Origin of the sequence: Enterobacter sp. TMH.L2 (assembly GCF_050847315.1) — a bacterium.
Classification (GTDB): Bacteria; Pseudomonadota; Gammaproteobacteria; order Enterobacterales; family Enterobacteriaceae; genus Cedecea.
On sequence record NZ_CP193791.1, the window covers coordinates 1 to 15271 of the forward strand.

Below are 15271 nucleotides of genomic sequence, written 5' to 3' on the forward strand. Positions count from 1 at the left end.
GTGTCACTTTCGCTTTGGCAGCAGTGTCTTGCCCGATTGCAGGATGAGTTACCAGCCACAGAATTCAGTATGTGGATACGCCCCCTACAGGCGGAACTGAGCGATAACACGCTGGCTTTGTACGCGCCTAATCGTTTCGTGCTCGACTGGGTGCGGGATAAATATTTAAATAATATCAATGGGTTGCTCAACGATTTTTGCGGCAGCGATGCACCTTTATTACGCTTCGAAGTTGGCAGCAAACCCGTGACTCAGCCCGTTGCCGCTATGGCAACCGCGGCGGCCCCTGCCCAGGTTGCACGCGCTGCAGCGCCGATGCGCCCAAGCTGGGATAACATGCCTGCGCCTGCTGAGCCGTCCTACCGTTCTAACGTTAACCTGAAACACACCTTTGATAACTTCGTTGAAGGTAAATCGAACCAGCTGGCTCGCGCGGCAGCACGCCAGGTGGCCGATAACCCAGGCGGCGCGTATAACCCGCTCTTCCTTTATGGCGGCACCGGTTTAGGTAAAACGCACCTTTTACATGCGGTGGGTAACGGCATCATGGCCCGCAAGCCGAATGCCAAAGTGGTGTACATGCACTCTGAGCGTTTTGTTCAGGACATGGTTAAAGCACTGCAGAATAACGCCATCGAAGAGTTCAAACGCTACTACCGTTCGGTGGATGCGCTGCTTATCGATGACATCCAGTTTTTTGCCAATAAAGAACGTTCACAGGAAGAGTTTTTCCACACCTTTAATGCCCTGCTGGAAGGGAATCAACAGATCATTCTGACGTCGGATCGCTATCCAAAAGAGATCAACGGCGTGGAGGATCGTTTGAAATCCCGTTTCGGCTGGGGGCTGACGGTGGCGATCGAGCCGCCGGAGCTTGAAACCCGTGTGGCGATCCTGATGAAAAAGGCCGACGAGAACGATATCCGTCTGCCGGGCGAAGTGGCCTTCTTTATTGCCAAGCGACTGCGCTCCAACGTCCGCGAGCTGGAAGGGGCGCTGAACCGCGTAATCGCCAACGCCAACTTTACCGGCCGGGCGATTACCATCGACTTCGTGCGTGAAGCGCTGCGCGATCTGCTTGCGCTTCAGGAGAAGCTGGTCACCATCGATAATATTCAGAAAACGGTGGCCGAGTATTATAAAATTAAGGTCGCTGACTTGCTGTCCAAGCGTCGCTCCCGTTCCGTTGCCCGTCCGCGCCAGATGGCGATGGCGCTGGCAAAAGAGCTGACCAACCATAGCCTGCCGGAAATTGGCGATGCTTTTGGTGGACGCGACCACACCACGGTTTTACATGCCTGCCGCAAGATTGAGCAGCTGCGTGAAGAAAGCCACGATATTAAAGAAGATTTCTCCAATTTAATCAGAACATTATCTTCGTGACGCTATGAAATTTACCGTTGAACGTGAACATTTATTAAAACCGCTGCAGCAGGTAAGTGGCCCCCTCGGAGGCCGCCCGACTCTGCCTATCCTGGGCAACCTGCTGCTGCAGGTGGCTGAAGGTGCACTCTCTTTAACCGGTACCGATCTGGAAATGGAGATGGTGGCGCGCGTGGCGCTGGTACAGCCTCATGAACCTGGGGCTACGACCGTACCGGCACGTAAATTCTTCGATATCTGCCGTGGCCTGCCGGAAGGGGCTGAAATTGCGGTACAGCTGGAGGGCGACCGCATGCTGGTTCGCTCCGGGCGTAGCCGCTTTTCGCTTTCCACGCTGCCGGCGGCAGACTTCCCGAACCTGGACGACTGGCAGAGCGAGGTAGAATTTACCCTGCCGCAGGCGACCATGAAGCGCCTGATCGAAGCCACCCAGTTCTCTATGGCGCATCAGGACGTTCGTTATTACCTGAACGGCATGCTGTTCGAAACCGAAGGCGAAGACCTGCGTACCGTTGCAACGGACGGCCACCGCCTGGCGGTTTGTTCGATGCCGGTTGGTCAACCTTTGCCTAATCATTCGGTTATCGTGCCCCGTAAAGGTGTGATTGAGCTGATGCGTATGCTCGACGGCGGTGAAACCCCGCTGCACGTACAAATCGGCAGCAATAACATTCGCGCTCACGTCGGCGACTTCATCTTTACCTCCAAGCTGGTGGATGGCCGCTTCCCGGACTACCGTCGCGTGCTGCCGAAGAACCCGGATAAACACCTCGATGCAGGCTGCGACCTGTTGAAGCAGGCGTTTGCCCGTGCGGCGATTTTGTCGAACGAGAAATTCCGCGGCGTGCGCCTGTTCGTCAGCGAGAACCAGCTGAAAATCACGGCAAACAACCCCGAGCAGGAAGAAGCAGAAGAGATTCTGGACGTTTCCTACGACGGTACCGAGATGGAAATCGGCTTCAACGTCAGCTATGTGCTGGACGTGCTGAACGCCCTGAAGTGTGAGAACGTCCGCATTTTGCTGACCGACTCCGTTTCCAGCGTGCAGATTGAAGACGCGGCCAGCCAGGCGGCGGCCTATGTTGTTATGCCAATGAGACTGTAGATGTCACTTACGCGTTTGCTGATTAAAGACTTTCGCAACATCGAAAACGCGGATCTCGCTCTTTCTCCTGGCTTTAATTTTCTGGTCGGTGCTAACGGCAGCGGCAAAACCAGCGTGCTTGAGGCGATTTATACCCTCGGGCACGGTCGTGCTTTTCGCAGCCTGAAAATTGAACGCGTGATCCGCCATGAGCAGGACGCTTTTGTTTTGCACGGGCGGCTTCAGGACGGTGAAAGGGAAACCTCAATCGGCCTGACCAAAGACCGCACCGGCGACAGCAAAGTACGTATTGACGGCAGCGACGGCCACAAAATCGCCGAACTGGCGATGATGATGCCGATGCAGCTGATTACGCCCGAGGGGTTTACTTTGCTGGGCGGCGGCCCCAAATACCGTAGAGCTTTCCTTGATTGGGGCTGCTTTCACAATGAACCTGGCTTTTTTGTGGCCTGGAGTAACCTCAAACGCCTGCTGAAGCAACGTAACGCCGCGTTGCGCCAGGTGACACGCTACGCGCAGCTGCGCCCGTGGGATCAGGAGCTGATTCCGCTGGCCGAGCAAATCAGCCGCTGGCGCGCCGACTACAGCGCCGCCATTGCGGAAGATATGGCCGATACCTGCGCACAGTTTTTACCGGAATTTGCCCTGAGCTTCTCTTTCCAGCGCGGCTGGGAGAAAGAGAGCGACTATAGCGAAGTGCTGGAGCGCAATTTCGAACGCGACCGGATGCTGACCTATACCGCGCACGGCCCACATAAAGCGGATTTTCGTATTCGTGCCGACGGGGCGCCGGTGGAAGACACGCTCTCGCGCGGGCAGCTTAAATTACTGATGTGCGCCTTACGACTGGCGCAGGGTGAGTTTCTCACCCGGCAGAACGGGCGGCGTTGCCTGTATCTGATAGATGATTTTGCCTCTGAACTGGATGACGCCAGGCGCGGCCTGTTGGCCAGCCGGTTAAAGGCCACGGAGTCACAAGTTTTTGTTAGCGCGATCAGCGCCGAACATGTGATGGATATGGCGGACAAAAATTCAAAGATGTTCGCCGTGGATCAGGGTAAAATAGCGGATTAACCCAAGATTAAATGAGCGAGAAACGTTGATGTCGAATTCTTATGACTCCTCCAGTATCAAAGTCCTTAAGGGGCTGGATGCGGTACGTAAGCGCCCGGGCATGTATATCGGCGATACGGATGACGGCACCGGTCTGCACCACATGGTATTTGAGGTCGTGGATAACGCTATCGACGAAGCGCTCGCGGGCCACTGTAAAGACATCGTGGTCACTATCCACGCGGATAACTCCGTCTCGGTAACCGATGATGGCCGTGGTATTCCTACCGGTATTCACCCGGAAGAGGGTGTTTCTGCCGCGCAGGTTATCATGACCGTACTGCACGCTGGCGGTAAGTTTGATGACAACTCCTATAAGGTGTCCGGCGGCCTGCACGGCGTAGGCGTCTCGGTGGTTAACGCCCTGTCCCAGAAGCTTGAGCTGGTCATTCGCCGCGAAGGTAAAGTGCATCAGCAAACCTACATCCACGGTGAGCCTCAGGCTCCGCTGGCAGTGACCGGTGACGCCGATGTGACCGGGACTCAGGTGCGTTTCTGGCCGAGCCATGAAACCTTCACCAACGTAACCGAATTCGAATACGAAATCCTGGCTAAGCGCCTGCGCGAGCTGTCGTTCCTGAACTCTGGCGTGTCTATCCGCCTGATCGACAAGCGCGACGGTAAGCAGGATCACTTCCACTACGAAGGCGGCATCAAGGCGTTTGTTGAGTACCTCAACAAGAACAAAACCCCGATTCACCCGAACGTGTTCTATTTCAGCACTGAAAAAGACGGTATCGGCGTGGAAGTGGCGCTGCAGTGGAACGACGGTTTCCAGGAAAACATCTACTGCTTTACCAACAACATTCCTCAGCGCGACGGCGGGACTCACCTTGCGGGCTTCCGCGCGGCGATGACCCGTACCCTGAACGCCTACATGGACAAAGAAGGCTACAGCAAAAAAGCCAAAGTCAGCGCCACCGGTGACGATGCGCGTGAAGGCCTGATTGCCGTCGTTTCCGTGAAAGTGCCGGATCCTAAATTCTCTTCCCAGACCAAAGACAAGCTGGTTTCTTCGGAAGTGAAATCCGCAGTTGAGCAGCAGATGAACGAACTGCTGGCTGAATACCTGCTGGAAAACCCGTCTGACGCGAAAATCGTTGTCGGCAAAATTATTGATGCGGCGCGCGCTCGTGAAGCTGCACGTCGCGCACGTGAAATGACCCGCCGTAAAGGCGCGCTCGACCTGGCTGGCCTGCCTGGTAAGCTGGCGGACTGCCAGGAACGCGACCCGGCGCTGTCTGAACTGTACCTTGTGGAAGGGGACTCTGCGGGCGGCTCTGCAAAACAGGGGCGTAACCGTAAGAACCAGGCGATCCTGCCGCTGAAAGGTAAAATCCTTAACGTTGAGAAGGCGCGCTTCGACAAGATGCTCTCTTCTCAGGAAGTGGCGACGCTTATCACCGCGCTGGGCTGCGGCATTGGCCGTGACGAATACAACCCGGACAAGCTGCGCTACCACAGCATCATCATCATGACCGATGCGGACGTCGATGGTTCCCACATTCGTACGCTGCTGCTGACCTTCTTCTACCGTCAGATGCCTGAAATTGTTGAGCGCGGCCACGTCTATATTGCACAGCCGCCGCTGTACAAAGTGAAGAAAGGCAAGCAAGAACAGTACATCAAAGACGATGAAGCGATGGACCAGTACCAAATCGCTATCGCCCTTGACGGTGCGACTCTGCACACCAACGCAAGTGCACCTGCACTGGCCGGTGAACCACTCGAGAAGCTGGTGGCGGAATACAACACCGCGCAGAAAATGATTGGCCGCATGGAGCGCCGTTATCCACGCAACCTGCTGAACAACCTGGTTTATCACCCAACGCTGCAGGTGGCCGACCTGGCCGACGAAGCGAAAGTGACGCAGTGGATTTCTGCGCTGACCGTGACGCTGAACGAAAAAGAGCAGCACGGCAGCACCTGGAAATACGATATTCACCATAACAGCGAGCTGAACGTGTTTGAGCCGATTGTACGCGTGCGTACTCACGGCGTGGACACTGACTACGTGCTGGAAAAAGAGTTTGTGGAAGGGGGCGAATATGGCCGTCTTTGCGCACTCGGGGAGAAGCTGCGTGGCTTGATTGAGGAAGATGCGTTTATCGAACGCGGCGAACGCCGTCAGCCGGTAACCAGCTTCGAGCAGGCGCTGGAGTGGCTGCAGAAAGAGTCCCGCCGTGGTCTGGCAATCCAGCGCTATAAAGGCCTGGGCGAGATGAACCCGGATCAGCTGTGGGAAACCACCATGGATCCTGACAGCCGTCGCATGCTGCGCGTGACCGTTAAAGACGCGATTGCTGCGGACCAGCTGTTCACCACCTTGATGGGCGATGCGGTTGAACCACGTCGTGCGTTTATCGAAGAGAACGCCCTGAAAGCGGCGAACATCGATATCTAAGGCCTGCCCAGCCAGACTAAAGAGCCGTGCTTTTAGCACGGCTTTTTCCTTTTTTGTGGCTAGCAGCCGAAAATCAATGAATTGATTTTCCTGGTTTATTTTTTGGTGTCCTCTGGTATTTCATCTATACCTTTGCCTCACCATCGTGATGGAGCCGTGCTTTTAGCACGGCTTTTTTTATGGGCGCTATACTTTCCGGTGTCGATTTTCTACATCACAGAGGGAAACCCCATGGGACTTTTTGATCAGGTTGCGGGCTCGCTGCTGAACGGTGACGCCGGTAAATATCAGGCCATTCTAAGCTGGGTAGAACAGCAGGGCGGTATTCAGGCGCTGCTGGACAAGCTGCGCCAGGGCGGCTTAAGCGAAATCGTCTCCTCGTGGCTCAGCAGCAACAGCACAAATCAGCCGCTGAGCGGCGACCAGATAACTCAGGCCCTGGGTTCGCCGTCCGTTGCCGCGCTGGGGGAAAAACTGGGCGTGGATACCGGCTCGGCTTCCGCTTTACTGGCGGAATACCTGCCGAAGGTGATCGACGCGCTGTCGCCAAACGGTGAAGTGACGCCGGAAGCCCATAACGACTTGCTAAGTGCTGGCGTTAACCTGTTGAAAGGTAAGTTGTTCAGCTGACCTTTTTGTTGGCCCCGGCTGTATGTCCGGGGCTTTTAAAAGAGGAGTTTGCCTGCCGCCTCTCATCCCCCTTTTCCCCGGAGTTTGCTGCTGTTTTTTGAGCGGAATCGCGTTAGCATGAGGTAAATCCATTACCTCTGAAGATCTCATGACCATAAAACTGATTGCAATTGATATGGATGGCACGCTGCTGCTGCCAGACCACACTATCTCTCCGGCGGTAAAACAGGCCGTTGCGGCGGCGCGCGAGCGCGGCGTGAACGTCGTGATCTGTACCGGTCGTCCGTTTGCTGGCGTTGAAAGCTACCTGCGTGAGCTGCAGATGGATAAGCCCGGCGACTACTGCATCACTTACAACGGCGCGCTGGTGCAGAAGGCAAGCGACGGCAGCACCGTCGCCCAGACGGCGCTGAACTATGACGATTATCGTTTCCTGGAAAACCTGTCCCGCGAAGTGGGTTCACACTTCCATGCGCTGGATCGTCATACCCTTTACACCGCGAACCGCGATATCAGCTACTACACGGTGCATGAGTCCTTTATCGCCAGTATTCCTTTGGTGTTCTGCGAAGCGGAAAACATGGATAAAAACGGCGAGTTCCTGAAAGTCATGATGATTGACGAGCCGGCTATTCTCGATGAGGCCATCACCCGAATCCCGGCCGACGTCTTTGAGCGGTATACGCTGCTGAAAAGCTCGCCTTACTTCCTGGAAATCCTCGACAAGCGTGTCAACAAAGGCACCGGCGTGAAGTCACTGGCGGAGAAACTGGGCATTAAGCCGGAAGAAGTGATGACCATTGGCGACCAGGAAAACGACATCGCAATGCTGGAATACGCCGGTATGGGCGTGGCGATGGACAACGCGACCGACAAAGTGAAAGCCGTCAGCAACTTCGTCACCAAATCCAACCTGGAAGACGGCGTGGCCTACGCTATCGAGAAGTTTGTGCTGAATTAACCGGCTCTTATCTCGTCTGCTGGAGAGGGGAGCGCCAGGTGCGCTCCCTTTTGTTATTTCACTGCGGGTAACTGATTTGTTACACAGTGAATCCCTCCGCCTCCGGCGGCAATTGCGTCGATGTTAAGCTGCACAACCTCACGTTCAGGGTAGAGCGTCGACAGCAAACTAAACGCCGCCTCGTCCGTCTCTTCATCGCCAAACTCCGGGGCGATAATCGCGCCGTTAATCACGAAGTAATTGATGTACCCGGCGGCAAAGTCCGGGTTTCCTTCGCTGAAGCGGCTTGCGCGTGGGACCTGCGGCGGCGTGACGGTGTGAACCTGTAGCCTGCGACCCTCGGCGTCAGTGGCCTGCCTGAGGATGTCCAGGTGCGTCTGCGTCACTTTGTGGTCCCAGGAATCCGGGTCGGGATCGAGGTTGGCGATCACTACGCCGGGCTCAACAAAACGGGCGTAAAAATCGACATGGGCATCGGTAATATCTTTGCCTTTGATGCCCGGCAGCCAGATGATCTTTTTCAGGCCAAGCTGTGTTTTCAGCTCCTGCTCTACCCGGTCGCGGCTCCAGCCCGGATTGCGGTTGGCGTTTACCCAACTGCTTTCGGTCATGATGCCGGTGCCGTGCCCGTCCACTTCAATCCCGCCACCTTCGCCCGTCAGCGCGCTGCGGATGAACGGCGCTGCACCGTATTTTTCGGCCATAAATGCCGCCAGCTTCGTGTCTTTGCTGTGCCGCTGCTTATTGCCCCAGCCGTTGAAGTTAAAGCCCACGGCGGCGAGTTTGCCTGCCGATGAAGTGACAAAGCACGCGCCGGTGTCCCGCATCCAGATGTCGTCCAGCTCGGTCACCACGTAAGTGACGTTGTGGCTGCCGCATTTTTCCTCCGCCAGCGTGCGTTCGTGCTCCCGGCAAAATACCGTCAGCGGCTGGTAACCGGCGATGGCGTGCGCGATGCGCCCCAGGGCATCCTGCACGTCAGGGGTAAAATCTTTCCAGATAGCGCGCTGAGCGCCAAACGCGATAAATGCACGTTGCTGCGGTTCTCCTTCGTCAGGCATACGCCAGCCCGGGCTAACGGCCGCGAAGGCAGAAACAGGCAGCCCGAGAGAACCCGCCATACCCATCCCGGCCAGCACCGAGGTACATTTAATAAATTCACGACGCGTTGACATACCGGACTCCCGTATAGCTGTTTTAACGTAAGAAATTCTGCTCAGTATTACAGGTGGATATTTCATCACTGGCTGAATTCGGCTTCCAACGATATATTTAGCGGACATCTGATTAGCCTGGCTTATCGACATGTTAAAACACTGGCCACCGTTAAATGCCCTGCGTGGGTTTGAAGCCGCCGCGCGTCTGGGAAGCTTTCACCAGGCTGCGTCTGAACTGCACCTGACCCAGTCGGCCATCAGCCAGCAAATCCGCAGCCTGGAGGATTACCTGGAGCAGCCGCTGTTCTTTCGCAGCGGGCGCAGCGTCAGCCTGACGGACGCCGGCCAGGATCTCTACAGCACCGCGCAGGTCATGCTGCAACAGCTGGCGGTGGGTATTCGTCGGCTCGATCAGTACCGCAAGCCGAATCAGCTTATCGTGAACACCACGCCCGCTTTCGCCAGGCACTGGCTGTTGCCTAATCTGGCGGACTTTAATCGCCGGTATCCGCAGACCGATCTTTGGCTGTTCACCAGCTTCGACCCGCCGGATATGGCCAGCGAAACCGTCGATGTGGCTATCCGGGATGACCTCAGCCAGCAGGCAGAATGTCTTTTCGAGGTGTTGTACAAGGATAGACTTTATCCGGCCAGCCATCCCGCCGTGCAGGATTTGCCGGTAGAGCAGCGACTAACGCTGCACGGCGAACGCGAGATGAGCTGGGAGCACTGGAGCGTGGCTGGCGGGGTGGACGTCGGCCAGCAAAGCCAGGGGATGAATTTCTCCGATCCTGGATTGTTGCTTGACGCCGCCGCAGACGGGCTGGGTATTGCGCTTGTCAGCCAGCTGCTGGCAGAAAGAAAAAGGGAAACTAAGCAACTTCGCCCGCTGGTGGAGCAAACCGTGCGCGGCGCTGACTGGGCGTGGCTTATCCATCGTGAAAGCGAAAATGACCCGTTAACCCGCCAGTTTTGCGCGTGGCTCCGGGGCAGGTTGCATGGCAAAGTGGAAAGGCCTGGCTAATTCTTTTACCCTGAGGCGTACTCAGCGCTTCAGGGCAAAATCGTGATCAAACAACTCACCTTCGCACCGCGTCATCATCAGCTTACCAACGTTAACACCTGGACGCCGGACAGCCAGTGGCTGGCCTTCGACGTTCGGCCTTCGGGAGCCTTTTTTACCGGCACAACCATCGAGCGAGTTAATATCCAGAACGGTGACGTCGAGGTGGTTTATCGCGCCCCTGAAGGCGCCCACGTTGGCGTGGTGACCGTGAACCCACGGCAGCCGGAGCGCTACGTTTTCATCCATGGCCCGGAAAATCCGGACGTCGACTGGCACTATGACTTCCACCACCGCCGTGGCGTGGTTGTGGCGCAGGGTGAGGCCAGCAATCTTGATGCAATGGACATTACCTCGCCCTATACCCCAGGCGCGCTGCGCGGCGGCAGCCATGTTCACGTCTGGAGCCCGGACGGCAGCCGCTTGAGCTTCACCTACAACGACCACGTTATGCACGAGCTTGATGCGCGCCTCGACCTGCGTAACGTCGGCGTCGCGCTGCCGTTTGGCCCCGTGACGCCGGCTAAACAGCATCCACGAGAATACGGCGGGAGCCATTATTGCGTGCTGGTGAGCCGCACGACGGCAGAGCCAGAGCCCGGCAGCGATGAGATTAACCGTGCCTACGAAGAAGGCTGGGTCGGGGAACATGGCTACCGGAAGCCAGACGGCAGCGTTCAACGCTGGGCGCTGGCGTTTATCGGCGATACCCGGTTAGCAAACGGCGAGAAGGTGCCCGAGCTGTTTATCGTGGACCTTCCCAATGAGCCGAAGGCTTACCAGCAGGCCGGAAGTGAACCGCTGTATGGCACCGCCACGACGCTGCCAGCGCCGCCAAAAAGCGTGATGCAACGTCGGCTGACCTTTACCCATCAGCGCCGTTATCCGGGTCTGGTGAATCAGCCCCGGCACTGGATCCGCAGCAGCCCGGACGGCAGCCAGCTTGCCTTCCTGATGCGCGACGACAGCGGCGTGGTGCAGCTTTGGGTGATATCCCCGAACGGCGGCGAGCCCCGGCAGGTTACCCACGGTGAGCACGACATTCAGTCGGCCTTTAACTGGCATCCTTCAGGTAAAGCTCTTGGGTTTGTGCAGCAGGGGCGTGTGGTGCTGTGTGACGCGCAAAGCGGGGTCATTACGCCATTAAGTTCGGCAGAGGGCGAAGCACCTTCTGGCGATGCCATCGTCTTCTCCCCGAACGGCAAGCAGGTTGCCTGGATGCAGGACGCCGAAGGTTTCCGCCAGTTATGGAGCGCGGAAACCGGCCTGTAAATGATTCAGTGAGGCAGTTCTGCCGGTGGGATAACGGCGTTAGTGGCCAGATTCTGTTGCTCGCTGGCTTCCACACGCGATCTCACCGAATTGTCCTTGCGGAACATATCCCACGGCAGCAGCACCGTGTCGAGCACGGCGGTAAACGGCAGGTCTAGCGCAACCAGCGGCTTGATTGCCCAACTGGTATCGTCGTCGCCAAGCGTTGCCGCACTGGCTCGGGTACCAGGATACAAGCCTTCTTTGCCGCCGCTGTGTGACATCATACTTGAGCAGCCGGTCAGTAATAACAGCCCGCTGCTAATCACCAGAGTTGGAAACCAGTTTCTCATTATCATTTTGCTGTCATCTTCAATGGTTGGCGGAGTACCAGCCCCAGCGGAGTTATAACACCCGCCCGTGATTTAAAAATGTTCCTCGTTCCGCTCTGCGGCGGCTATCGCATATTTTTAACCTTTTATGCTGTTTGCCAGTCTAAGTAAGGAAAGCCATTCACGCAAAAAATTTGCGTTCAGGCGCCTTGAAAAATTTTAAGCAAGCCACATTTTAGTAGGGTAACCAGAGAGAGTACGCCGATTGGGTACTCAGGTTCATGGCCTGTCCAAAGGGAAGGCTTTTACATCTTACTCGCTGATTTCAGGAGCTTTTTATTATGCGTAACTTCGATCTTTCTCCGCTGTACCGTTCCGCCATTGGTTTTGACCGTCTGTTTAATCTGCTGGAAAGCAACCAGAGCCAAAGTAACGGCGGCTACCCTCCGTACAACGTTGAATTAGTGGACGAAAACCACTATCGCATTGCTATCGCCGTCGCCGGTTTCGCAGAAAGCGAACTTGAGATCACTGCCCAGGATAACTTGCTTATCGTCAAAGGGGCGCACGCGGGCGAGCAGCAAGAGCGGACTTACCTCTACCAGGGCATTGCCGAACGCAACTTCGAGCGCAAATTCCAGCTGGCGGAAAACATCCACGTTCGTGGCGCGAACCTGGTCAACGGCCTGCTGTACATCAGCCTGGAACGTGAAATTCCTGAATCGATGAAGCCTCGCCGCATCGAAATCAACTAATTCATGGGGTCGCGCCGCGCGCGGCCCGTCATCAAGCTGGCTTGCCGTCAGGGAGCCAATGCCCGTTCGCATGCGGGCAGGTTATTTCTTGCTTCAAAGAAGGAGAAAACACTATGCGTAACTACGATTTATCCCCACTTCTGCGTCAATGGATCGGCTTCGATAAACTGGCCAACGCGCTGCAGTCCAGCGGTGAAAGCCAGGGCTTCCCGCCGTACAACATCGAAAAAAGCGACGATAACCATTACCGCATCACGCTGGCTTTGGCCGGTTTCCGCCAGGAAGATCTTGATATCGAGCTGGAAGGCACCCGCCTGAGCGTGAAGGGCACCCCGGTTAAACCGGAAAAAGAGACCAACTGGCTGCATCAGGGGCTGGTGACTCAGCCGTTCAGCCTGAGCTTTACCCTGGCCGAGCATATGCAGGTCTCAGGGGCAACGTTCACCAACGGCTTGCTGCACATTGACCTGGTGCGGGACATCCCGGAAGCGGTTGCTCCGCAGCGGATCGCCATTAGCGAACGCCCGGCGCTGAATAGCTAAATAATTTTCCCATATGAAGTATTAAGGCCCCTGAAAATGGGGCCTTTTTTGTGCTCCGCACCCCATTATCCTCCCCATAGCTCTGCCAGAATCCTTAGTAACAATAATGTTATTCACAGGGATTATATATGAGTGGAATAGCGTTAACCGTCAGCATGCTGGCGCTGGTTGCCGTCGTGGGATTGTGGATCGGTAATATCAAGATCCGCGGGGTGGGCTTCGGGATCGGAGGCGTGCTGTTTGGCGGCATTATTGTCGGCCACTTTGTCAATCAGGCCGGGATTGGCCTGAACGGCGATATGCTGCACTTTATCCAGGAATTTGGGCTGATCCTGTTTGTTTACACGATAGGCATCCAGGTCGGACCCGGCTTCTTCTCATCCCTGCGCGTTTCCGGCCTGCGGCTAAATTTGTTCGCTATTCTTATCGTTGTGCTCGGTGCGTTGGTCACTGCCGTGGTCTACAAGCTGTTTGATGTGCCGCTGCCTGTGGTATTGGGGATCTTCTCCGGTGCCGTCACGAATACGCCAGCGCTGGGGGCCGGGCAGCAGATCCTGACCGATCTCGGTACGCCGGGGCAATTGGTTGACCAAATGGGGATGAGCTACGCGATGGCCTATCCGTTTGGGATTTGCGGCATCCTGCTGACCATGTGGCTGTTACGCATGGCCTTTCGCGTCAGCGTTGACAAAGAAGCTCAGCAGTTTGAAGCCAACAGCGGCCAAAATCATGCCCAGCTGCACACCATGAATATCTGCGTCGCCAACCCAAACCTGAACGGTCTGGCGATTCAGGACATCCCTATTCTTAACAGCGACGAAATAATATGCTCCCGCCTCAAACGCGGAGAGCTGCTGATGGTGCCTTCTCCAGGCACCCTCGTTCAGACTGGCGACCTGCTGCACCTCGTTGGGGCAGAAAAAGATCTGCACAAAGCGCTGCTGGTGATCGGCAACGAAGTGGATACTTCGCTTTCCACGCGAGGCACGGATCTGCGGGTTGAGCGCGTCGTGGTGACCAACGAAAAGGTTCTGGGCAAGAAGATCCGCGATCTGCATCTGAAGCAGAAATATGACGTGGTGATATCTCGCCTTAACCGCGCCGGGGTCGAGCTGGTGGCCAGCAGCAACGCCAGCCTGCAGTTCGGCGACATCCTCAACCTGGTCGGACGCCCTCAATCGATCGACGCGGTGGCCGCAGAGGTCGGTAACGCGCAGCATAAGCTGCAGCAGGTGCAAATGTTGCCGGTGTTTATCGGCATCGGGCTTGGCGTGCTGCTGGGCTCCATTCCGCTGTTTATCCCAGGTTTCCCGGCGGCGCTGCGCCTTGGCCTGGCTGGTGGGCCGCTGATTATGGCGCTGATCCTCGGGCGCATCGGCAGCATCGGCAAGCTTTACTGGTTTATGCCGCCGAGCGCGAACCTGGCGCTGCGTGAGCTGGGTATCGTCCTGTTTCTGGCGGTGGTCGGGCTCAAGTCCGGCGGGGATTTTATCGACACGCTGCTGGTGGGCGACGGCGTAAGCTGGATTGGCTACGGCATTCTGATCACCGCGGTGCCGCTGATTACCGTCGGCCTGCTTGCTCGCCTGCTGGTGAAGATGAACTACCTGACGCTGTGCGGCATGCTGGCGGGCTCGATGACAGACCCACCTGCGCTGGCCTTTGCCAACGGGCTGCATGCGACCAGTGGAGCCGCCGCGCTTTCTTACGCTACGGTTTACCCGCTGGTGATGTTCCTGCGCATTATTACTCCCCAACTGCTGGCGCTGCTGTTCTGGGGACTATAGCTCTCCGCCGCCCGACTGGCCGGGCGGCGCCCTCGAATGATCCCGGCGTAAGTGGTAATCCACCTGATATTCGCTGGCATTTCTGAACATCACTGAATAGTTAAGAAATTCGCCTTTGTCGCTGTAGGAGAGCGAGGTGATGCGCAAAATCGGTGTCGCCTCCGCGATGTTCAACAGTTTTGCCGTTTTTGCGTCGGCGAGTACCGGCGTCAGCGTTTCATAGTTGCCGCTGATGACTATCTGGCATTCATCTTCGATATAGCTGAATTTTGACCCCTCAAGGTGGGCCAGGGACAGGTTGCGAAAGAGTTTGACCGGCATATAGCTGTCTTCCACCATCAGCGGCTTGCCGCCCACGGCGCGCACGCGGCGGGAGTAATAGATTTTTTCGTCGATCTTAATGCGCAGCAGGCTGGCTATCGCCGGGGGCGCGGGCATCACGTTAAATTCCAGCACCTCGCTCAGCACCTCTTTGCCCTGGCTGCGCATCACTTCCACAAAACCCGTCAGGTTAGTGGTTTCGTGGTGAACGTCTTTTTTTGTCACCCAGGTACCGCTGCCCTGGCGGCGATTAACCAGACCCCAGCCCACAAGCAAATCCACCGCTTTACGAATCGTCATGCGCGACACGCCAAATTCTTCAGCCAGCTTCTTTTCCCCAGGCAGGGGGCTGCCTAGGGTGTAGTCGGCAGAATTAAGCCGCAGCCGTAGCCTGTCGGCAATTGATTTGTAGATCATAGCTGGACATCTCCAGGCTTTATCACGCCGTTATATGTCGGTTAATTGTC

Annotated in this window: 14 protein-coding genes; 11 read left to right on the forward strand and 3 right to left on the reverse strand. The window is 56.4% G+C overall.

Annotated elements, in window-relative coordinates; translation table 11 throughout:
- The 6 genes from dnaA (at position 1) to yidA (ending at position 7596) form a co-directional block, all read left to right on the forward strand.
- A complete protein-coding gene (dnaA, locus tag ACREYP_RS00005; protein WP_008460649.1) occupies positions 1-1383 on the forward strand; it encodes a chromosomal replication initiator protein DnaA in 1383 nt (460 codons plus the stop codon).
- A gap of 4 nt (positions 1384-1387) precedes the next feature.
- Positions 1388-2488, forward strand: coding sequence for a DNA polymerase III subunit beta (dnaN, locus tag ACREYP_RS00010; RefSeq protein ID WP_008460651.1), 1101 nt, complete (start codon positions 1388-1390; stop codon positions 2486-2488).
- Positions 2489-3562 (forward strand): DNA replication/repair protein RecF, encoded by a 1074-nt coding sequence (gene recF / locus ACREYP_RS00015; protein ID WP_039298758.1) that lies wholly within the window; start codon positions 2489-2491, stop codon positions 3560-3562.
- Positions 3563-3590: 28 nt separating this feature from the next.
- Entirely contained in the window at positions 3591-6005 is a 2415-nt protein-coding gene (gyrB, locus tag ACREYP_RS00020; RefSeq protein ID WP_008460653.1) for a DNA topoisomerase (ATP-hydrolyzing) subunit B, read from the forward strand.
- A 231-nt stretch (positions 6006-6236) separates the two neighbouring features.
- On the forward strand, positions 6237-6635 hold the full coding sequence (locus ACREYP_RS00025; RefSeq protein WP_008460654.1) for a YidB family protein: 399 nt from the start codon (positions 6237-6239) through the stop codon (positions 6633-6635).
- A gap of 148 nt (positions 6636-6783) precedes the next feature.
- Positions 6784-7596, forward strand: a complete 813-nt coding sequence (gene yidA / locus ACREYP_RS00030; RefSeq protein WP_008460655.1) for a sugar-phosphatase — start codon at positions 6784-6786, stop codon at positions 7594-7596.
- 53 nt (positions 7597-7649) lie between these two features.
- On the opposite strand, the gene ACREYP_RS00035 is transcribed toward yidA, so the two are convergent.
- On the reverse strand, positions 7650-8771 hold the full coding sequence (locus ACREYP_RS00035) for an agmatine deiminase family protein (RefSeq protein ID WP_336818930.1): 1122 nt from the start codon (positions 8769-8771) through the stop codon (positions 7650-7652).
- A gap of 130 nt (positions 8772-8901) precedes the next feature.
- On the opposite strand from ACREYP_RS00035, the gene ACREYP_RS00040 reads away from it, so the two are divergent.
- Positions 8902-9777 carry a LysR family transcriptional regulator gene (locus tag ACREYP_RS00040; RefSeq protein WP_336818932.1) on the forward strand — a complete coding sequence of 292 codons (876 nt, stop codon included), beginning with the start codon at positions 8902-8904 and terminating at the stop codon, positions 9775-9777.
- Between the two features lie 45 nt (positions 9778-9822).
- Complete coding sequence (locus ACREYP_RS00045) at positions 9823-11088, forward strand: YidR family protein (RefSeq protein ID WP_498881411.1); 1266 nt, start codon at positions 9823-9825, stop codon at positions 11086-11088.
- 5 nt (positions 11089-11093) lie between these two features.
- Here the strand turns inward: ACREYP_RS00045 and ACREYP_RS00050 are convergent, their stop codons facing one another.
- Positions 11094-11426, reverse strand: a complete 333-nt coding sequence (locus ACREYP_RS00050) for a YceK/YidQ family lipoprotein (RefSeq protein WP_008460661.1) — start codon at positions 11424-11426, stop codon at positions 11094-11096.
- Positions 11427-11740: 314 nt separating this feature from the next.
- On the opposite strand from ACREYP_RS00050, the gene ibpA reads away from it, so the two are divergent.
- From ibpA to ACREYP_RS00065, 3 genes are all read left to right on the forward strand, one after another.
- The gene (gene ibpA / locus ACREYP_RS00055; RefSeq protein ID WP_008460663.1) at positions 11741-12154 is read left to right on the forward strand and encodes a small heat shock chaperone IbpA; all 414 of its coding nucleotides are present in this window, start codon (positions 11741-11743) and stop codon (positions 12152-12154) included.
- Positions 12155-12267: 113 nt separating this feature from the next.
- Positions 12268-12696, forward strand: a complete 429-nt coding sequence (gene ibpB, locus ACREYP_RS00060) for a small heat shock chaperone IbpB (protein ID WP_008460665.1) — start codon at positions 12268-12270, stop codon at positions 12694-12696.
- Positions 12697-12824: 128 nt separating this feature from the next.
- Positions 12825-14483 carry a putative transporter gene (locus tag ACREYP_RS00065; RefSeq protein WP_008460667.1) on the forward strand — a complete coding sequence of 553 codons (1659 nt, stop codon included), beginning with the start codon at positions 12825-12827 and terminating at the stop codon, positions 14481-14483.
- On the opposite strand, the gene ACREYP_RS00070 is transcribed toward ACREYP_RS00065, so the two are convergent.
- Entirely contained in the window at positions 14478-15221 is a 744-nt protein-coding gene (locus tag ACREYP_RS00070) for a GntR family transcriptional regulator (protein ID WP_336818935.1), read from the reverse strand. The two genes, ACREYP_RS00065 and ACREYP_RS00070, sit on opposite strands and share 6 nt — an antisense overlap.
- Between the last annotated feature and the right edge of the window lie 50 nt (positions 15222-15271).